Annotated in this window: 19 protein-coding genes and 1 riboswitch; of the genes, 4 read left to right on the forward strand and 15 right to left on the reverse strand. The window is 38.0% G+C overall.

Translation table 11 applies throughout. The features are described from left to right. Positions 1-175: 175 nt before the first annotated feature. The 5 genes from ACIQVU_RS00770 to ACIQVU_RS00790 form a co-directional block, all read right to left on the reverse strand. Positions 176-517 carry a YhjD family protein gene (locus ACIQVU_RS00770; RefSeq protein WP_402893676.1) on the reverse strand — a complete coding sequence of 114 codons (342 nt, stop codon included), beginning with the start codon at positions 515-517 and terminating at the stop codon, positions 176-178. Further along, complete coding sequence (locus ACIQVU_RS00775) at positions 510-848, reverse strand: YolD-like family protein (RefSeq protein WP_340806058.1); 339 nt, start codon at positions 846-848, stop codon at positions 510-512. Before ACIQVU_RS00775 ends, ACIQVU_RS00770 begins: the two co-directional genes overlap by 8 nt. A gap of 127 nt (positions 849-975) precedes the next feature. Further along, positions 976-2,223, reverse strand: coding sequence for a Y-family DNA polymerase (locus tag ACIQVU_RS00780; RefSeq protein WP_402893233.1), 1,248 nt, complete (start codon positions 2,221-2,223; stop codon positions 976-978). Next, a complete protein-coding gene (locus tag ACIQVU_RS00785) occupies positions 2,220-2,441 on the reverse strand; it encodes a transcriptional regulator (protein WP_340806061.1) in 222 nt (73 codons plus the stop codon). Before ACIQVU_RS00785 ends, ACIQVU_RS00780 begins: the two co-directional genes overlap by 4 nt. 216 nt (positions 2,442-2,657) lie before the next feature. Then, positions 2,658-2,855 carry a DUF6366 family protein gene (locus tag ACIQVU_RS00790; protein ID WP_340806063.1) on the reverse strand — a complete coding sequence of 66 codons (198 nt, stop codon included), beginning with the start codon at positions 2,853-2,855 and terminating at the stop codon, positions 2,658-2,660. Positions 2,856-3,008: 153 nt separating this feature from the next. Between ACIQVU_RS00790 and ACIQVU_RS00795 the strand changes: the two genes are divergently transcribed. Next, on the forward strand, positions 3,009-3,485 hold the full coding sequence (locus tag ACIQVU_RS00795; protein ID WP_340806064.1) for a DUF3231 family protein: 477 nt from the start codon (positions 3,009-3,011) through the stop codon (positions 3,483-3,485). Positions 3,486-3,520: 35 nt separating this feature from the next. On the opposite strand, the gene ACIQVU_RS00800 is transcribed toward ACIQVU_RS00795, so the two are convergent. The 5 genes from ACIQVU_RS00800 to ACIQVU_RS00820 all read right to left on the reverse strand — a co-directional run bounded on the left by ACIQVU_RS00800 (position 3,521) and on the right by ACIQVU_RS00820 (position 10,853). Beyond that, complete coding sequence (locus ACIQVU_RS00800; RefSeq protein ID WP_402893238.1) at positions 3,521-6,130, reverse strand: cation-translocating P-type ATPase; 2,610 nt, start codon at positions 6,128-6,130, stop codon at positions 3,521-3,523. An 868-nt stretch (positions 6,131-6,998) separates the two neighbouring features. Continuing rightward, positions 6,999-8,192 (reverse strand): MFS transporter, encoded by a 1,194-nt coding sequence (locus tag ACIQVU_RS00805; RefSeq protein ID WP_340806077.1) that lies wholly within the window; start codon positions 8,190-8,192, stop codon positions 6,999-7,001. Between the two features lie 69 nt (positions 8,193-8,261). After that, positions 8,262-8,361, reverse strand: a riboswitch (purine riboswitch). A 444-nt stretch (positions 8,362-8,805) separates the two neighbouring features. Continuing rightward, positions 8,806-9,366, reverse strand: a complete 561-nt coding sequence (lepB, locus tag ACIQVU_RS00810; protein WP_340808577.1) for a signal peptidase I — start codon at positions 9,364-9,366, stop codon at positions 8,806-8,808. A 148-nt stretch (positions 9,367-9,514) separates the two neighbouring features. Then, the gene (locus tag ACIQVU_RS00815; protein ID WP_402893245.1) at positions 9,515-9,625 is read right to left on the reverse strand and encodes a transcriptional regulator; all 111 of its coding nucleotides are present in this window, start codon (positions 9,623-9,625) and stop codon (positions 9,515-9,517) included. 292 nt (positions 9,626-9,917) lie between these two features. After that, a complete protein-coding gene (locus tag ACIQVU_RS00820) occupies positions 9,918-10,853 on the reverse strand; it encodes an LCP family glycopolymer transferase (RefSeq protein WP_340806080.1) in 936 nt (311 codons plus the stop codon). Between the two features lie 266 nt (positions 10,854-11,119). On the opposite strand from ACIQVU_RS00820, the gene ACIQVU_RS00825 reads away from it, so the two are divergent. Then, entirely contained in the window at positions 11,120-12,208 is a 1,089-nt protein-coding gene (locus ACIQVU_RS00825; RefSeq protein ID WP_402893249.1) for a M24 family metallopeptidase, read from the forward strand. A 14-nt stretch (positions 12,209-12,222) separates the two neighbouring features. Continuing rightward, positions 12,223-13,416 carry an aminotransferase class V-fold PLP-dependent enzyme gene (locus tag ACIQVU_RS00830; RefSeq protein ID WP_402893252.1) on the forward strand — a complete coding sequence of 398 codons (1,194 nt, stop codon included), beginning with the start codon at positions 12,223-12,225 and terminating at the stop codon, positions 13,414-13,416. Between the two features lie 15 nt (positions 13,417-13,431). Here the strand turns inward: ACIQVU_RS00830 and ACIQVU_RS00835 are convergent, their stop codons facing one another. The 3 genes from ACIQVU_RS00835 to ACIQVU_RS00845 form a co-directional block, all read right to left on the reverse strand. Continuing rightward, positions 13,432-14,205 (reverse strand): IclR family transcriptional regulator, encoded by a 774-nt coding sequence (locus ACIQVU_RS00835; protein WP_340806083.1) that lies wholly within the window; start codon positions 14,203-14,205, stop codon positions 13,432-13,434. A gap of 127 nt (positions 14,206-14,332) precedes the next feature. Then, entirely contained in the window at positions 14,333-14,767 is a 435-nt protein-coding gene (locus ACIQVU_RS00840; protein ID WP_340806084.1) for a MarR family winged helix-turn-helix transcriptional regulator, read from the reverse strand. 141 nt (positions 14,768-14,908) lie between these two features. Beyond that, positions 14,909-15,049: a hypothetical protein gene (locus ACIQVU_RS00845; RefSeq protein WP_340806085.1), complete on the reverse strand. Its 141-nt coding sequence runs from the start codon at positions 15,047-15,049 to the stop codon at positions 14,909-14,911. Positions 15,050-15,246: 197 nt separating this feature from the next. Between ACIQVU_RS00845 and ACIQVU_RS00850 the strand changes: the two genes are divergently transcribed. Continuing rightward, on the forward strand, positions 15,247-15,615 hold the full coding sequence (locus ACIQVU_RS00850; RefSeq protein ID WP_340806087.1) for a hypothetical protein: 369 nt from the start codon (positions 15,247-15,249) through the stop codon (positions 15,613-15,615). Between the two features lie 40 nt (positions 15,616-15,655). Here ACIQVU_RS00850 and ACIQVU_RS00855 read toward each other — a convergent pair whose 3' ends face one another. Next, entirely contained in the window at positions 15,656-17,389 is a 1,734-nt protein-coding gene (locus tag ACIQVU_RS00855; RefSeq protein WP_340806088.1) for an ABC transporter ATP-binding protein, read from the reverse strand. Then, positions 17,386-19,128, reverse strand: a complete 1,743-nt coding sequence (locus tag ACIQVU_RS00860) for an ABC transporter ATP-binding protein (RefSeq protein WP_340806090.1) — start codon at positions 19,126-19,128, stop codon at positions 17,386-17,388. Before ACIQVU_RS00860 ends, ACIQVU_RS00855 begins: the two co-directional genes overlap by 4 nt. Positions 19,129-19,389 lie beyond the last annotated feature (261 nt).

Below are 19,389 nucleotides of genomic sequence, written 5' to 3' on the forward strand. Positions count from 1 at the left end.
TTACATAATAGCTAGAAATAACAGCACAAGCAAATTGAATAATAATCCCTGATTTCACTTGTGCTATTATCAATTTTTTATTTTTCTGCAAGGTTCCTTCAGCTATAATATCTACTTAAAAAGTCCTTGTTCTAAAAAAATCAAGATATATTATATCTGTAAATTAGATACTCAGTTATCTGCTTAAATAGCTATTAATTAGCTCCTCTACCTGTGATTTTAGAACTGACTGGGCATAACGTAGAACTTCATCTTCACCTGCCGTTCTGATAACTACGTCACTAAAGTATTGATCAATTTTAACCCACTTAACAACAGCAATATTTTTCTTCGTCAGGAATCTTCTTTGTTTGTGGAAATCATTCCTTATATCCTTTAATAAATTTGCTACAATATTGATGTAAACCTCGGACATTTTTAACTTTTCAAGTGATGCATAGTCTTGCTGTAATGACCTGATTGCCATATCTAATTTTATAAACTCATGTAAAACAGTTCGATCTTCACTATTAATCATCAGCTTCAATCATCTTTGCATCCTGGATTCTATCAAATGCAAGACGCTTTATAGCTACATCAGTGTCTAATAGTAATTCCCTTTTGACTGCATCAGCTCCTTTAATTAGCCCTGTTTCGTCACACAACTTATTATCGCCCCACAGCGTTAATGTAATAAGCTTTTGCATTTTAAAAGCATGCTGTATGGTCTGTTCTATTTCATCTAACTCCCACTCGGCTAATTCTCGCCTTTCAACGTAAAATTGCTGTTGCTCCCATCCTCTAATGAGTTTAAGATGCTCAGGAAGCATCATCGCTGCCCATTTTATTGAACCACGGTCATGTATCATATAAATACTCCTCCAATTTTATAAATACTAATCTCTTACTTTTTTCACATTTTGTGTATCATTAGAGAACTTTAAATGAAGTTCCTTTCATCATCCCTCTATCTTTTATCTTCCAAATCCCTCCTGCTTAAGCTAAATGACCGCCCAATAATTGCTCACGTTTGAAAGCTGTCCCTGCATCTGTATAGGAAGCGGCTCGCAATAATGCCGTAGCACCAAACTTGCGTCGAATCGCATCCATTGTGTGCCCTAATAGCTGTCGCTGTTCCTTTCGTTCATCAAAAAGATCAAGCTGGATACTTTGCTCAGGCTCAAGGTTCGTTAAACGTACGGTCAATTGACGTGCTGGCTGATTAGCAAAATACGTATCAAGTAAGTCAATGCAAATCTTATACATCACCATCGTTTCGCTTGTTGGCACTGCGATTGTTTTGGAGCGTTGAAAGCCTTTTGTCATCGCACTATGACTATAGGACAAGCCTAATGAAATGGTTCGAGCGACATAGCCTGCCTCACGCGTTCGGCGCATTACATCCTCACACATCTCTAATAGCACTACGGATAATTCCTTTTTTGTATAGTAGTCACGCATAAGCATTTGACCTTTTCCGAAGCTTAACGCCCCACTTCGGGCAAGCGAATTATCCAGTGTGGAAAAATCAATACCATGCGCATGGTTATATAATTGATGCCCGATAATGCCGAATTTTTCCTCTAGCTTCTGGACATTCGCATGTGCCAATTCACCAACGGTTTGGATGCCTATTGCGTGTAACCTGGCTTCCATCTGTTTGCCGATTCCCCACATTGCAGATAATGGGGATACAGGCCAAAGCTTTGTTGGTATATCCTCATATGTCCATTTGGCAAAGCCTGATTTTTTTGCCTCAATATCTAAGGCAAGCTTTGCCATCAGCATATTAGGCCCCATGCCAATTGCGCTTGGAATACGAAATTGATCATAAATCGCTCGTTGAATATCCTTTGCTGTTTCTTCAGGAGGCCCCCAAAGCTTTGCTGTTCCCGTTAAGTCCACAAATTGCTCATCGACACTATAAATATGAATGCTTGTAGGCGGCACATACTTAGCAATAAGCTGTGTAATGGCCATCGACATATCAATGAAAAAACGCATCTTTGGCTCAAATAGCTTAATCGCAGGATGCTTTGGAATTTCATAGCGTCTGTTGCCTGTTTGAATATGAAAGGTTTCCTTCATCATTGGAGAGGCAGCGAGCACAATGCTGCCTGGCTGCGCCAAATTCCCAACAATGGCAATGGGCTCTTTCAGCACATCCAATCCTTCCAGCATAGCGATACAGCTTGCATAAAAGCATTTCATATCAATACAGATTATCTCTTTTTGCGGCATCATATGGCATCAGACTCTCGCTGTACAATCGGGCGTAGCGCCAGCACATTGTGGATAAGAAATGTACGCTTCGCTAATCGTGTAAAGCAAAATGCCGTGAAGGCATCTCCTGTGATCGTGAGTATTTTTACACGTCTTTTTGTCATCACACCTGACTTTGCTATATACATCATCTGAATGATTTGCCGACGCTGCATCGCTTTCATTAACTGCTCCCTCATCTCAATCACCCTCCTATTTATAGAACAAACGTTTGTATATCTATTATACGAACATACGGTCTGAAATAGAAGTGGTAATTTTTAGTTAGGCATTTATGAAGAGCCGCTCTTACTTAGGACATAGGCTCTATTTTTATGATTGTAATGATACTCAATTAAAAAACCTTTTCAAAAATCGAAAAGGTTTCTTTTGAACATATTATCACTGAGGATTATCTAAAAAAATAATTTATAGAGTATATAGCCGAAAAATAGGAGTAAAATTAATGCAATCGTTTCTTTCCAGCCCAAGCCTGTTAAATTTCCACCAGCTCCCCTATTGATTCCATCATTTAAAGAACCAGTAGGATTATTTTTTAACTCCTGCTGCCTTAAACGTTCCCTTTTTTCTTCTGGTGTTTCTTTTGAATCCATATCACACACCTCCAAAAAATATAATTATTTATAATATAACTTCTTTCTATATGAAATAGTGAAATGATCCTACTCCCAATATATCAATATGAATAAAAATTCATAAATTGTCCCATCCTAACCGTAAATGATGAAAAAATGAGGACGTGTTATATGATAAAAGGAAATTTAGCATCACTACCATTTCGGGAGATTTTCAAGCTTTGGTCACAGCTTAGCACCAATCAAGGCTATATTGCCGCAAGTCATGCTTTTTTGCAGCATACGCGCGATAAACAGTTAAAAGTTATGATTTTGGAATTTATTCAATGCTTAAAAGAGGACAATAAACAGTTAACATTGTTATTACAGAACAATGGCGTGCTTGCACCAGCAGCTTCACTCGCATACAGTCATATGAAGCTCACAGATATTCGAGGGAAAACAACAATTAAGGATAGTGATATTAGCGCTATTTTATCCATGAATATTGCCGCTTCTGTGATTGCTGTAAGCCAAGCATTGGAAACAGCGACTACAAAGAAGCACCTGACAAAATATCGGGAACTCCATATGCGCTATGCACTACTAGGCGCTAAGCTTATTGAGCTTAGTAAAAAGAAGGGCTGGCTATTAGCGCCAGCACAATAAAAGAAGCACCCACAATGGAAGCTTCTTTTTTTATATTATGAACGACGTCTAACAAATAGTAGCTTGTACCATTGATTCACAAGGAATGGGAATACGGATAGACTATAAATGAAGCCTAGTTGAGCCAGCGATAATGGGGCAACCTCAAAGACCGTTGCGAGCATTGGCATCAATAAAACAGCATGTAAGCTTAAAACGCCAATTAAAAAGGCAAGCCATGTATATTTATTAGAAAATACACCAATCGCAAAAATAGATTCTTTAGATCGAGAATTAAAGCCATGCACTAACCTTGATAAACATAACGTTGTAAATGCCATTGTGCTTGCCGTCAATGTATCCCCTGTCGATAAGCCAATTTGAAAAGCAATAATGGTGGAAATCGCAATTAAAATCCCTTCAAGTACCACCTGTGTTGTAAATGCTTTATTTAATAAAGGCGTATGAATATTTCGAGGCTTGTCCTTCATCGTTTTCTTATTATTTGGCTCTAAGCCGATTGCAATGGCTGGTAGACTGTCCGTTAATAAGTTGATGAATAATAGATGGACAGGTGCAAAAGGAACAGGCAAGCCTAAGATCGTTGCATATAGTACTACAAAAATAGCGCCCGCATTGCCTGACAATAAGAAAAGAATAGCATTTTTAATATTTGTATAGATGCTGCGACCATTGGCAATTGCCTTGACGATTGTAGAAAAATTATCGTCTGTTAAAATCATGGAAGAGGCATCCTTTGCGACCTCTGTGCCTGTTACACCCATTGCCACCCCAATATCTGCTTGTTTCAAGGCAGGTCCATCATTAACACCATCCCCCGTCATCGCCACAACATGTCCCTTATCCTGCCAAGCCTTCACAATACGAATTTTTTGTGCAGGTGTGACACGCGCATAAACTGTATAATCATGGATTTGCTCCTGTAGCTCCTTATCACTCAAAGCCTCTAATGCATGCCCTTCAATTGCCTCTGCAGGATTTCGTAAAATACCAATTTGCTGTGCGATGGCAGTTGCTGTAATTTTATGATCCCCTGTAATCATCACAGGCTTAATGCCTGCCTCCATACAGCGTTCTACTGCTGCCTTCGATTCTTTTCTTGGCGGGTCCATCATCGCGACTAAACCAAGAAAAATAAAATCTCGTTCAGCGCTACTATTAATCGTTTGCTGAGGCATTACTTCTTTATAGGCAAGCGCTAATACCCTTAAACCATTCCTTGAAAACTCATGATTCACTGCCTCAATTTTTTGACGATGCTGTGCTGTAAACGCAACAATACCTGCTGATGTTTTTATGCTTGTGATTTTAGGTAGCAGCACATCCACTGCACCTTTGGTAATCATGATGAATTGCTTGTCCATTTGGTTCACTGTGCTCATTAGCTTTCGTTCCGAATCAAATGGAATCTCAGCCTGCCGTGGGTATTGCGCTCGGATTTTCCCTTCATCTAAACCATACTGCTTTCCTAATTTTACAAGTGCAAGCTCTGTAGGGTCACCAATTTCTTTGTCATTACGCTCCACTGCATCACTACATAACAGTGCCTTTACCATCAGCTCTTTTTCTATTGGATTAGTTGAACTTAACCAGTCATATGGAATCTTTTTTTGATCCACAAACACTTCCTGCACAATCATTTTATTTTCCGTTAATGTCCCTGTTTTATCGGAGCAAATAACCGAAACACTCCCTAAGCTTTCCACTGCATACAGCTTACGGATAATTGCGTTTTCTTTTGCCATCTTCTGCGTGCCAAATGCTAGCACAATCGTGACAATGGAGCTTAATGCTTCTGGAATCGCTGCAACGGCTAGTGATACGGCAAACATAAACGACTCAACTAAGGCTCGTCCTCGAAAAAGGTCAATGGTAAAAATAGCTAAACAAATTAATGTAATACCTAATGCTAATTTTTCACCAAATTGATCAAGATTCATTTGCAAGGGCGTTTTCTTTTCCTTTGCTGTATCAAGTAAATGTGCAATTTTGCCAAGCTCTGTTTGCATCCCAATCGCCGTTACAAGAACAAGTCCACGCCCATTTGTTACAAAGCTCCCTGAGTACACCATATTTTTCTTATCTGCAATGGTAATATTACTTTTATAAATAGGCTCTGTACTTTTCGCAACAGCAATTGATTCACCTGTTAATGAGCTTTCATTAATATGCAAATTGTGACTTTCCAACAATCTGCCATCTGCGTTAATATAATCGCCAGCCTCTAGTACCAGTATATCGCCTACAACAATTTCTTCAGAGGGAAGCTCGATTAGCTGATTGTTACGCATCACTTTAGCAGCAGGTGAAGTCAAGGCTTTTAGATTATCTAAAGATTGCTCTGCCTTAACATGCTGCACCGTGCCTAAAATAGCATTTAAAATCACAACAATCATAATAACAATGGTACTTTCTACTTCCCCTAATAAAAATGAAACAAAGGCAGCAACAAGTAAAATAATAACTAGTAAGTCTTTAAATTGCCCGATAAAAACTGCCCATGTACTTGTTTTTTTCCCTTCCTCTAACACATTATAGCCATAGACCTGTTGCCTTTTTTGAACATCGTCATGCTGCAAGCCTTGCGTGGTGACATTCAATATTTTCATCACTTCAGCAGCCGATTGTTGATGATATTCAGTCATTTGATTCTCCTTCCATTTTGCAAAATATAAAGACCCAATCTATTTCCAAGCAATCGTATTTGATCTTCCATCTCTAGCCTCTTAAGGTAATGCACTATTCACTACAACAATCTATTCCTCGCTGAATCAGAGTATGCTAAGAATCGGTAGAGAAAATTGAGGCACTAAAAAAAGCATTGGGAATCACTATCCCAATGCCTAATAAGCCATGATTTTAGTATTACTATAATTTTAATTTATTTTTTGTATAGAGAATGACATGTTTATAGCTATGCAAATTTCCCAAATTACATAATTCCAATCTCCATTTTTGTATGCGGAGAATAACAGCTTGGCAAGGAGAGCAGAGCATAACAGCCAAATTTCAATCCACTTTCTCCATACAGAGAAAGACGAAATTAAAGGTCAAGTTAACGCAGCATTCCGCATTTCAATCCACTTTCTCCATACAGAGAAAGACTTTAGGTGCTGGTGTTGATATTGATCAAATGAGGATTTCAATCCACTTTCTCCATACAGAGAAAGACTGTGAAAATGGCTGTAAAAGTGATATTTATGATTGATTTTCATTAAAAAATAAAGCTATAAGGTAATATTAACCTAAATTAGCTTCCATTTCAATGGAAAATCACTTCAATAATCGGTGCGAATCTCCCTAGGAAATCATGTTTGCTTGATATTCGCACTTGCTATCTACCATGCGAAAATGCTGTTTATGTAGCACTCTGGCATTTTTAGTTCTCCCCCTTCAATTGAAGCCTCCTTTTCTTTATTATGACATATCTATCAGCCTTATTATCAAAAAAAGATTGCAAGAAAATTAGTAATTTTCTAACTTTCTTGCAACCCTTTTACATGGTGCTTTAGACTATGATGAATGATGCTGTGCTGATGGATAATTGATAGAGTCGTCCTGTGTCGTAGGCGCTCTTTTAATTGAAAAGATAACACAGCCTAATGCACAAAGCACGAGAAGAGCACCAAAGCTTGCTAAATGCATGGCAGATGTTGTTACTGCAAAGATAGCGCCGCCAATAGCTGAGCCTATGGAAATACCAATTTGTAGAGCGGCTGTATTTAGGCTCTGCTGAATATCCGAGGATTTTGGATCAGCTTGAATTAAATAGCTTTGTAATGGTGGCGTCAATGCCCAGCTCAATGCTCCCCATAAAACGGTGAATAGTAAAAAGAGTGGGAAAGCAATCGTTGTATACGGAATTGTAAACAGGACAAGGGCAAATGTAGATACAATTAGAATAAGTGCTTTATTTGTACCGATTTTATCACTTACCCAGCCACCAATAGCATTCCCGCTAACAGAGGCAATTCCGAAGATTAAATAACAAATACTAATCCATGAGGCTCCCATATCAAATGCTTCTACTAAAAATGGTGTTAAATAAGCATATAGCACATAATGACCAGCTAGCATAAATAATGTTGTTAATTGTGCTGTTAAAATTTTTAAATTTCCTAATGATTTTAGCTGGGTTTTTAATGGCACAATTTCCCCAATCGGCATTCTTTCAAGTAGTAGTGCAATTAAAATCATGGAAATCGTTGATAATAAACTAATGCCTAAGAAAATCGCTCGCCAGCCAAAAGCTTCTGTAATGAAAATACCCATTGGCACCCCAATTACAAGCGCAGAGCTAACCCCCATAAATACAAGACCTAGCGCTTTGGCACGATGTTTAGGCTCAACAATTCTTGTCGTAATCGTCAATGATAATACAATAACTAATGCGGTACTCATTGCTGTAAAAATACGTGCAATCATCACTGTTAAAAATGTTGTACTAAAGAAGGTCATGACATTGCCCAATGTAAAAATTAATAAAGAAATAAGGAATAAACGCTTTCTCTCTACCTTCGCAGTTAAAGATAGTAAAACAGGCGCAGAAATCGCATAGACAAGGGCAAATATGGTAATTAATTGTCCTGCTGTTGCTAATGATACATGTAAATCCTCTGCAATATTTGGCAGTATCCCCCCAACAATCAATTCAACTAATCCTACGGCAAAGGTTGTCACTGCAAGAATATAAACTCTCCAATTCATCGTAATCTCCCTTTCATAACACTTTCATTTTTGTAGGAGAATTTTTACAATTAAAAAAATCCTAACTACAAAGATGAAGCAAAGTTTTGTAGTCAGGATTTTATGGTTCCTGGTAGAGACCCTCAATCCATATTATTGAGGTTATACAGATCAACTATTTACTGTAGCTATAGTAGCATATGAAAATTGGTCTGACAACACCTTTTTCATAGAAGTTACTACAGAAAAAAATAGTTTATCAGAGAGAAAATTTAGAGTTTTCGATTATATTTCAATGAATTTGACCATACATAATAACATACACTAATGATTGAACGAGGTGATTGTGTGCGCATCATCGGATTTGTTTGCTATTTTTTATTGTTATTTTATGGTGTCGAGATCATTATAGAGGCACTCGCCGTTGAATAGTCATTATCATTCTTTTATAGCAAAGCGAATGGAGAAATTAGTCTTTCTCTATTCGCTTTTTTCATCGTTAGCTTATAGAAGGTAGTTCGGGTTCTATCGTTTCAGAAATCTAATAGCTTTAAAGAATCAATAAATACTAACGATATTAGTTAAGAAATAAAAAAATTCTGCATAGTAACACAGAATTTTTAATCAAGCTTTTTTATTTAGAGCCAACATGGAAATGGCTAAATGGATAGACGATTAATTTTGATTCGCCCAAAACAGCATCCTCTGAAATTAAACCATAGTGACGACTGTCGAAGCTTTTTAAGCGGTTATCGCCAAGCACAAAATACATGCCCTTTGGTACTTCTTGTTGATCGACTAATTGCTCTAGTGTAAAGTTTTCTGTAATGCGTAATTGACTAGGATCATCAGTTTGACGATTTACATAATCCTCTGTATATGCCTTGCCATTTACATACAAAACATCATCTTTCATTTCCACTTTATCGCCTGGAAGACCAATTACTCTTTTAATATATAATTCATCTTCTGTAGGTGATTGGAAAACAATTTGATCGAAGCGTTCAATTTTACTTGTTTTACTAACAATAATAATATCCTTATCATGATAGGTTGGATACATGGAAGCCCCCTGTACCTTAATAGGCGTAAATAAAAATTGTTTACAGCCTAACACAACAATTGCTGTAATCACAATAATTTTGATATAGGATAATAATTCCTTCTTAAAGCTGGTTGTTTTTTCCTCTTGCATGCTCATTCCCCAATACTGTTTTTTTATAGTATAACATTTTCTCTCCATTGTTGACGAAAGAATCCTATAAATAGTTGCAAACTCATAAAAAATAGACAAGGCTACAAAGTAACATTGTCTGCGTATCCATTATTTAACTATATCACAATTAGGAATGGTTAGTTGGTGCAGCAGAGTGACGCTGCTCATTTAATAAATTGGCTGTTAAAGCAATACCTACTGGCAATGCGACTGCTAATAAAATTGTGCCAATCATCATCACAATCACTCCCTTAACCATTTCTAAATTCACTATACACTAAATTTTCTGATATTTCAATAAAAAGAAAAAAGTCATTCAACTAGGCATGCATCCTACCTGAATGACTTTTTATATACTACTGTAATAATTTTAAACAGGCTAATTGTAAGCTTTTTAATGCTGATTGGACTAGGTTTTTTTTGGCTTTGCGTTTAGGTATATAGCTTTGCATGCAATGATTTAGCGCTGTATACCTAAGCACCTGGGTCCTCCCATTCATTGTTCTCCCCCTTTCATGGACATTGCTTACCTATTTGTTTAAATGATTTTTTAAGGCTAACTGTATCTGTTGTAGCTCTGTGTCATCAGGAATATAATACCAAATACCATGAATTCTTTCACCTTCTCCTGCTTCAAAGGATAATTGTTCAATATCAGCATTCATTTTTTTATATAGACTTTGTAGCTGAAGAAGGTCTTTAACAGAGAAGTTCATGCGTACATTATCACCTAATACATCAAGCATATCGCTTGCTTTTAAAAATGTAGATGGTGTTGAAGCTTTTTTCATAACAGCTTCAATGATTTGACGTTGACGAATTTGGCGACCAAAATCACCACGAGGGTCCTCATAGCGAATACGGGAAAAAATCAAAGCCTCATTGCCATCTAACGTAATTTCTCCCTTTGGATAATGATATTCGTTATAGGTTAAATCCATATCGTTATCAATCGTCACGCCACCAAGTGTATCAATAATTTGTAAAAAGCCCTCCATATTAATAAATACATAATAATCAATGGGTATATTTAAAAATTGCTCCACGGTATCCACAGCCATGGGAACACCGCCAAAAGCATAGGCATGATTAATTTTATCAACCGTATCATGACCAACAATCTCTGTGCGTGTATCGCGGGGAATACTTAGCATTTTCATCGTTTGTTTTTCAGGGTTCACCGTTACTACAATCATTGTGTCTGAACGACCACTGTCCTCTTTGCGTTCATCCACACCGAGCAGCAATACCGAAAACGGGTCTTTTTTAATCACTGTCTTTTCCTCTTGCTGTGCAGCATCCGTTGTTTGAAGAAGTGGTGTATTTATTTTATTCATCGTTTTTTGGATAGTAATGTAGGCACTACCTATTACGACCAAAAAAATAGTTAGTAAGCTAGCAATAATCCATAGCCATATTTTTTTCTTGCTCTTTTTTTCTTTCGAGCGTTTCATATTTTTTTCCATACATAAGTCCCTTTCTGCTTACAATTTTACCCCTCTTTTTGACGTATTACGTTGGAAAAAAGTTGACCTAGTCTACTTATATGCATAATAGACGAAAAAAAGACGTACACTAGTATTTGCTCAATTAACAGCAGACTATTCCCTTATTTGTAAATTACTTTCCTTTTTGAATTAATTGAAAATTCTCTATTATTCATATATACTATTTTATAGATACAACGTTTCTATATTAGAAACAAATAGCCCTAATTAGGAGGAATCATTGGATGTTTCAGCAACGAAGAGAGCAACTCGTTTCCCATATGAAGCAGCAGCATATAGATGTAGCGATACTTGTACCTGGAGCTAATATGTACTATTTTACAGGTTTACAGTTAAAGCAAAGTGAACGTTTAACATTCGCTGTGATCACTGCCAACAAGCAATTATATTTTTTAGTACCACAAGTAGAGGTCAATAAAGTAGATACAAGTAATGGCAGTACACTCTTCTATTATGCAGATGAAGAAGGCCCAGCACAAGCTATCGAGCAATTAAAGCTAGCGCTAGGTTCAATACAGACTATTGGCATCGAATATGACATTATGCGTGTAAAAGAACATAAAGCTATTGAAACACTGAGCAAGCAACCGACATGTGATATTAGTGAAGCGATTCGGCTGTTACGTATGATAAAAGATCATCATGAAGTCCAGTTAATGCGGCAGGCTGTTCAAATTGTAGAGGAAAGCCTTGAGGCAACATTACCAACCATTCAAGCGGGTGTTTCGGAAATGGATATAGCAGCACAATTGGAATATGAAATGCGCCGTCGTGGTTCAGAGGGAACACCCTTTGGCACAATTGTTGCCTCTGGCTATCGAGGTGCATTGCCGCATGGTCGAGCAAGCACAAAGAAAATTGAGAAGGGCGAATTAATCGTCTTAGATTTTGGCTCTATCTATCAAGGCTATGTAGCAGATATTACAAGAACAGTAGCTTTGGGGGATATTTCGCCTACATTAAAAAATATATACCAGCTTGTTAGGCAAGCCAATGAAGCAGCAATAACGGCGATAAAGCCGGGTATGACAGCCCATCAGATTGATGCTATTGCTAGAGGTATTATTGATCATGCAGGCTATGGACAATATTTTACACATCGGCTTGGACATGGGATTGGCTTAAGCGCACATGAAGAGCCTTACTTAATGCAGCAGAATAAGCTTGTTCTAACAGCAGGGATGACATTTACGGTAGAGCCGGGTATTTATATAAAGGATATTGGTGGGGTTCGTATTGAGGATAATCTACTTGTCACAGAAAATGGCTATGAAAATTTAATGACCTATTCAAAAGAATTAATCATACTATAGGGCTGGTGATTGCAATGATGGATATAACAAGCATTCAAAAGGATATGCCACTGCTAGAGCATTACATCTATTTAAACACGGCTGCCGCTTCTGCTATGCCCCAGCCAGTAGTAGATGTCATGACTAGCTACTTGCAAAAACAGGCGAGTATTGGTCCCTACTTACCCTCCTTTCGTCAAGAAACCTATGAACAAGTAGAACGTATTCGAGAAAAGGCAGCTTTATTGATTGGTGCAAAAAAAGAGGAGATTGCCTTTGTGCCAAATGGCTCAATGGGCATTAATTATATAGCAGGTGGCTTACAATGGCAGCAGGGCGATGAGGTGATTGTGCTAGATACTGAAATGTTAAGTAATTATGTGCCATGGCTCGCCCTTGAGCGGCAAGGCGTTCAGTTAAAGGTTTTGCCAACCAATACCGAATATATGGTGGATTTACAAGAGCTTGAACAGCTAATAACACCGCGAACAAGATTGATTGCCTTTGCTCATATGTCGAATGCTGCTGGTGCACTACAGCCTGCACAAGAAATATGTCAGCTTGCACAAAAATATCATATCCAAACATTGATCAATGCCAATCAAACAGTTGGCTTAACACCGATTCATGTACAAGAGCTTGGCTGTGATTTTTTAGTTGCTTGTGGGCGTAAATGGTTGCGTGGGCCAGAAGGGTCAGGCATCTTATATGTGCGACAGGCGCTATTGTCAACCATTACTCCTATTATGATTGGCTGGAGCAGCACCACGTGGGATTACCAGCAGAATGACTATTCATTTTTGGCAACAGCAAAGCGCTTTGAGCCGGGCTGCCCTGTAATTCCAAGTATTTTAGGACTAGGAGCTGCGATTGATTATGCCAATCAGATTGGTATCGACCCTATTTATCAGCGTGTCCAGCAATTAACAAAGTATTTAATAAAGCAGCTTACAGCCATTCCAGGACTGGTCTTATATGGACCACAAAATATTGAGCATCGTTTATCAATTACACCATTTAATATTGAGGGTGTTTCTCCTGCTGAGCTCACGACTTATTTAGCAGCTCGTGGTGTGATCATTGAAGCAGGTACATTTATGGCAAATACGATAATGGAGCGCAATACTATTCAGCAAATGGCGCGTTTTTCACCCCATTATTTTAATACATGTGAAGAGATTGATAAAGCTGTATCCTATATTAAGGAATATATAAAAGGCGCGAGATAGCACGCGCCTTTTTTATTATTCATGATATAATTTAAAGCTATATTGATCAAAGTAGCGTTGAATATTCATAGCACCGTATTGCAGAACATTAATCATTTCAGGTAGCTTGTCCTCTGTTGGCTTACGATAAATAGGTCCTGCAATCGTTAACGAAGCAATTACTTCTTTTTTACTATTAAAGAGAGGGACGCCAAGCCCAAATACCGAATGGGCATACTCGCCTGTTGTAAAGCACCAGCCCTGCTGTTGAATCTTCTCTAAATCAGCCAGCATCGCAGCAGGGTCTGTAATTGTATCAGGCGTTAATTTTTTCATCCCGTGATCCATAATCTCCTGCTGCTTCTCCTCAGGAAGAAATGCCATAATCGTTTTACAGGATGCTCCTATGTATAATGGTGTACGTGTACCAATTGACACCGAAAATTTAATGGTTTGAGAGCTTTCTGCAATTTCTACCGTCACACCATCTGCACCATCCAGCCACGTTAAAAATACAGATTCCTTGACAGTGTCTGCTACATTTCTCATAATCGGCAGCACAAAATCAGAAAGGTTTAATTTATCTTTGACCATTTGCCCGTATTCTAAAAAGCGCAGCCCTAATTCATATTTTTTGGTTTCAGGATTTTGAATAAGAAAGCCATGTTGTTCGAATGTTGCCAAAATTCGATAAACAATAGAATGACTAATATTCATCTCTTTCGCTAATTCTCGTACACCCCACGTAGGATTTTCTTTATTAAAATATTTTAAAACCTCTAATGAGTTATCCAATGTTTTTAATGTCATATTCCACCTCACATGTTTCTATAATAGAACCACAATCTATTATAAAGTGAATCTGGACAATTTTCAATAAATTCAACTATTTTACAAATAAAAAAAGCCGTTCCATGTATGAAACGACTTTTATCGACTAGTTATTTTTTTGCTGTATGCCTTGCACTAATTTTTCTTGAATTTGTAAATACTGCGTAATTTCTTGCTCATCTAATACCTCGAAAAGCTGGACAAAAACCTCTTTTCCAATGGCTTGTGCTTTTGTCAGTGCCTCTTTGCCCTCAGTTGTTATTTGTAAGCGAATAGTACGGCGATCAGAAGGATCATACAATCGTTCTGCTAGTTCAAGCTTCACAAGCTTTTCTGCAATACTTGTCATTGCCCCTTTTGTATAGCCAAGCGTTTCCGCTAATTCGGCTTGCTTTTGCGGGCCCTTTATATGCAGCTCACCTAATACTAAAATGGGCGAAATCCCTAGTGGATAAGGGAATGCCTTTGTAAAACGTATAATATTTGCATTATTTACCTGCTCAATCATATGAATCAATTTAAAAATATTTGTTTGTTTCAAAAAAATCCTCCTTCAATACCAAGCCTTAATCGTTTGTTCTGTACTCTATTAAGCAAAAAAGTCCAATCGCTAGCGACGCTTGTACACCCAATAGACACCAAATCTTTGTAGTTAGCAATACCTCTTTACAGCTGTTATATTTTATGCCCTCTGCATACCTGCTCCAACAGCTTGTTTGGAGGCATAAGCGCTATTTACTAGTACATCTAGTTTACCGTATTTAGCTACAATTGTAGCAAGCATTTTTGGCAATTGCCCACGCACCATTAAATTCGCTATCATTGCTTCGCTGGCTTCTGTCTTGGCATTAACAATCGCCTGCCCTTATTATGCAACCACCAGTAATCACCACTACTCGATGTAGTCATTTGAAAGTAAAAAAGTTAACAAACGACAATTTTACCTAAGCATCTTTTTTATTTGACAAGAATATACTGTAGCAGCTAGCTAAAACACTTGCAAGAAAGGAGTTGTTGACGATGGGTGCGAAATGGATTAAGATTTCAATTGTTTATTTGATGCTTGTTTTTGCTTTTGGACTGTTTATGCATTATACGATTCAACTTCAATGGAAGGCAACACATGCGCATATTGGTGTGGTCGGTTGGCTTACTACTGGATTTATTGGGTTAATTTATTCGATTTATCGACAGGCTGCGGAAACAGGGCTCGCAAAGGCACAATTCTGGCTGTACAATATTGGCTTACCATTTTTACTGCTTGGCATGATGATGGTCTATTTAGATGTACCACGCTGGCTATTTGAGCTGTTTGTATCAGGTGGTGGTATCGCAGTAGCCCTCTCCGTGCTATTATTCTTTGTCAATATCTTTAAATATGTAAGATAAATATAAAAGCCCCACTTTCGCTCTAAAGTGGGGCTTTGCCTTATTGCAAGGAATTGGCTTGCATTTGATACATTTTTTTATAAATACCGCCAAGTGCTAGTAGCTCATCGTGTGTGCCATTTTCTACAATTTCGCCTCGATCAAGCACAAGGATGCGATCGGCATTTTTAATCGTAGAAAGTCGGTGCGCAATAATAAAGGTTGTGCGTCCTTTTTTCAGCACATCCATGGCATGCTGAATAATTTCCTCTGTTTCCGTATCGATATTTGATGTGGCTTCATCTAATATTAAAATTGCTGGATCAAAGGCAAGAGCCCGTGCAAAGGAAATAAGCTGGCGTTGCCCTGAGGATAAAGTGCTGCCCTTCTCAATCACTGGCTCATCATAGCCATTTGGCAGGCTTGCTAACACTTGCTCACCGCCAACAGCCTTTAAGGAAGCTTCTACCTTTTCTCGTGAGATGGCAGGATTGTTTAAGCTAACATTGGAGGCAATTGTTCCTGTAAATAAATAAGGGTCTTGCAGCACAATGCCCATATGCTCACGCATTGTTTGACGAGGCACAGCCGTAATATCAATGCCATCAATTGTAATCTTCCCTTTTGATGGGTCATAGAAGCGGAATAATAAATTCATAATGGAGCTTTTTCCAGAGCCTGTATGCCCAACTAAAGCAATTGTTTCTCCTTGGTGTGCTTCAAATGACAGGTTTTTTAATACATAGTCATTCCCCTTATAGGCAAAGGAAACATCGTTAAACACTACATTCCCTTGATAGCGCGGTAAGCTCTGTTCAGATACAGGCTCACCTTTTATATCCAACACTTCAAAAACACGTTTACCCGCGACAAGTGAGCGTTCAAGCTGTGAAAATTGATTGACAATATTCGTAATCGGGTTAAAGAGCTTTGTTAAATAATCAACAAAGGCATATAATGTCCCTGCTGAAATTACCTCAGTCACTGTCAATGACTGTGTGCCAAAATAGAAAATAAAAATGGTAAACATCATAAGCCTTAATGTATTCACAAGGTTAAAGGAAGTGGCTGAATCAAGCACTAATAGCTTACGCTCATAAGCATAGTGCTCATTATTCATAGCATCAAATTCCTTTGTCATTTGCTGCTCGCGGCGAAATGCCTGAATAATCGTCATCCCTTGAATGGATTCATTAATCATAGCATTAATATCAGCGATTTTTGTACGAATGACATCATTGTATTTGGAGGCAAATTTGCGATATAAAATCATCCATAAATAAACAACAGGTATCATTGTTAATGCAAGCATCGCCATTTTCCAGTTTAAAATAAAAAGTGCAATATACACACCAATAATAGAAATAAAGCTTGTAACAAAATTCGAAAGCACCTGCACATATAAATTACGCACAGCCTCCGTATCATTTGTTACACGTGCCACAATTTTCCCTGCTGGCAAGTTATCAAAATATTGGATTGGCAATGTTTGAATATGCTCAAACACATCCTTGCGTAGTTTTTGAATCACGCGGTTTGCACCTATTTGCAAATAAATATACATAAAATAGCGGAATATCGCAGTGGCAATAGCTAATAGTAAATAAACTAATAGCAACCATGTAATCGGCTTTATATCAATATGACCGATTGTCATATGATGATCAATAATATGTTTCGCAATAAAAGGCCCAACAAGCTCTGTAAAAACAGCGATTGTCAGGAAAATTAAGCCCCATACTATCGGCTTTTTAAAATACATCGCATAGCGTATTAAACGTTGACTCGTACTCATGAAGCACCTCCCTCTAGCTGCTGACGGTCAAATTGCTCTTTATACCATCCCTGTTGTGCAAGAAGCTCCTCATGTGTACCCTGCTCTACAATGTGTCCATTATCCAAAACAATAATTTGATCTGCATGCTGAATACCTGATAAACGATGCGTTGTAATAATGGTTGTTTTACCATGACGCTCTCGCTGAATATTTTCAATAATCTTTGCCTCTGTTTTTGCATCTACAGCAGATAATGAATCATCCAGCATTAAAATTTCAGGGTCTTTAATTAATGCACGCGCAATGGATACACGCTGTTTTTGACCACCTGAAAGTGATACACCCTTTTCACCAACCAGTGTTTCAAGCCCCATTGGTAAATTTTCCAAATCCTTTTCAAAATAGGCTGCACGAATCGCCTGCTGCAATTCAGCCTGAGTAGCATCCTCTTTCCCAAATAAAATATTTTCACGAATCGTACGCGAGAAAAGTATATGGTCTTGCGGCACATAGCCAATCCAATCCAGCACTTGCTCCTTCGTTTGGGTAGCAATATCGATGCCATCCATGAATAGCTGACCTTGACCAATTGGGTACTCTCGCAATAGTTGTCGCAGGAAGGTTGTTTTTCCTGCTCCTGTTTTACCAACAATGCCAAGTGTTTGCCCTTTTTTCAATGACAGCGAAATTTGCTGTAGGTTTTTAACCTGACTCATTGGATATTGGAATGTTAAATCCTCAAATCCAATCGCTTTAGGTGTCGCAATCATTTGTGGATTCGCAATATTTTGAACATCTGCTTGATAGTTCAATGTTTCCTGTACACGATCCAAGGAGGCATTCCCCTGTTGCATTACATTAATAAGCTCGCCAATTGCAAATATTGGCCAAACAGCTAACCCTAAATAAACATTAAATGTGACAAGCTGCCCAACCGTCATCGCCTCCGTCGCTACTAAATGAGCGCCATAGCCAAGTGCTACAACATAGCTAATTCCTGTACCTACTTTCGTAATGGGACCAAATAAGGCATTAATTTTAGCTGTATGCATATTTTTGGCATACACCTCTTCACTCATCTGTGCAAAGCTAGCCTCATCCTTTTTCTCCTGGACATAGGCACGCACAACACGAACACCTGCTATAGATTCAAGCACACTATCATTGAGCTCACCAAAGGCATCCTGTGCCTTCATATAGCGTTCATGTACGATTTTCCCTAAATATTGAATGAGAATAGCCATAATGGGCACAGGTAACATCGCAAAAAATGTAAGCTTCCATGAAATCATATAGCCCATCGCAAAAATAATACAGCCCATATAAATCGTTGAATCAATCAACGTCATAATACCGAAGCCAGCCGTTAAGGATACAGCGTTTAAATCGTTCGTTGCACGTGCCATTAAATCCCCTGTACGATTTTTCTCATAAAATGTTGGGGTCATACGTAAAAAATGCTGCATTAAATTTCGACGTAAAATTTTCTCAAGGTTAATTGCCCCTTCAAATAATCGAAATTGCCAGACAAAATTTAAAATATAGCCACCAATAATAATGCCAATAAAAATCAAGATATACTTCGTTAAAATAGCTGTTGTCATATCACCAGCCGTCAATATATCAATAATCGAGCCAAGCAAATATGGGGGAACAACCTCTAAGCCACTGGCAATAATCAGCAGAATAATCGCGATGGTATACTGCTTCCAATATTGTTTAAAAAACCAACCTAATTTACTTAAGACGTCAAACATAGATGATAACCTTCTTTCTTTCGTGCTGTTGTAGATATACTACCCACCTTCAAGCAATTCCTTTTTGAAAATCATTCGTTGTCCAATGTTTCTTCTCATCGACATACACTCCTTTATTTAGTATCACTACAACCTTTTTAACACACAAAAAGACACATACCCCCCAAAAGAGCATGTGTCTTTTATAAAAGGCAGGACAGCGCCCATACCTTTGCAATTGTATTAAATGAAAAATCAGGCATGGACAATGTATGAAATTTT

It is taken from the genome of Lysinibacillus sp. NPDC098008 (genome assembly GCF_044760715.1).
Taxonomy (GTDB): Bacteria; Bacillota; Bacilli; order Bacillales_A; family Planococcaceae; genus Lysinibacillus.

What these genes read in the sequence shown, in the direction of transcription:
- ACIQVU_RS00770 (WP_402893676.1), bottom strand. Translation starts at nt 517, where the DNA reads ATGATTAATAGTGAAGATCGAACTGTTTTACATGAGTTTATAAAATTA.
- ACIQVU_RS00775 (WP_340806058.1), bottom strand. Translation starts at nt 848, where the DNA reads ATGATACATGACCGTGGTTCAATAAAATGGGCAGCGATGATGCTTCCT.
- ACIQVU_RS00780 (WP_402893233.1), bottom strand. Translation starts at nt 2,223, where the DNA reads ATGATGCCGCAAAAAGAGATAATCTGTATTGATATGAAATGCTTTTAT.
- ACIQVU_RS00785 (WP_340806061.1), bottom strand. Translation starts at nt 2,441, where the DNA reads ATGAGGGAGCAGTTAATGAAAGCGATGCAGCGTCGGCAAATCATTCAG.
- ACIQVU_RS00790 (WP_340806063.1), bottom strand. Translation starts at nt 2,855, where the DNA reads ATGGATTCAAAAGAAACACCAGAAGAAAAAAGGGAACGTTTAAGGCAG.
- ACIQVU_RS00795 (WP_340806064.1), top strand. Translation starts at nt 3,009, where the DNA reads ATGATAAAAGGAAATTTAGCATCACTACCATTTCGGGAGATTTTCAAG.
- ACIQVU_RS00800 (WP_402893238.1), bottom strand. Translation starts at nt 6,130, where the DNA reads ATGACTGAATATCATCAACAATCGGCTGCTGAAGTGATGAAAATATTG.
- ACIQVU_RS00805 (WP_340806077.1), bottom strand. Translation starts at nt 8,192, where the DNA reads ATGAATTGGAGAGTTTATATTCTTGCAGTGACAACCTTTGCCGTAGGA.
- lepB (WP_340808577.1), bottom strand. Translation starts at nt 9,366, where the DNA reads ATGCAAGAGGAAAAAACAACCAGCTTTAAGAAGGAATTATTATCCTAT.
- ACIQVU_RS00815 (WP_402893245.1), bottom strand. Translation starts at nt 9,625, where the DNA reads ATGATGATTGGCACAATTTTATTAGCAGTCGCATTGCCAGTAGGTATT.
- ACIQVU_RS00820 (WP_340806080.1), bottom strand. Translation starts at nt 10,853, where the DNA reads ATGGAAAAAAATATGAAACGCTCGAAAGAAAAAAAGAGCAAGAAAAAA.
- ACIQVU_RS00825 (WP_402893249.1), top strand. Translation starts at nt 11,120, where the DNA reads ATGTTTCAGCAACGAAGAGAGCAACTCGTTTCCCATATGAAGCAGCAG.
- ACIQVU_RS00830 (WP_402893252.1), top strand. Translation starts at nt 12,223, where the DNA reads ATGATGGATATAACAAGCATTCAAAAGGATATGCCACTGCTAGAGCAT.
- ACIQVU_RS00835 (WP_340806083.1), bottom strand. Translation starts at nt 14,205, where the DNA reads ATGACATTAAAAACATTGGATAACTCATTAGAGGTTTTAAAATATTTT.
- ACIQVU_RS00845 (WP_340806085.1), bottom strand. Translation starts at nt 15,049, where the DNA reads ATGATAGCGAATTTAATGGTGCGTGGGCAATTGCCAAAAATGCTTGCT.
- ACIQVU_RS00850 (WP_340806087.1), top strand. Translation starts at nt 15,247, where the DNA reads ATGGGTGCGAAATGGATTAAGATTTCAATTGTTTATTTGATGCTTGTT.
- ACIQVU_RS00855 (WP_340806088.1), bottom strand. Translation starts at nt 17,389, where the DNA reads ATGAGTACGAGTCAACGTTTAATACGCTATGCGATGTATTTTAAAAAG.
- ACIQVU_RS00860 (WP_340806090.1), bottom strand. Translation starts at nt 19,128, where the DNA reads ATGTTTGACGTCTTAAGTAAATTAGGTTGGTTTTTTAAACAATATTGG.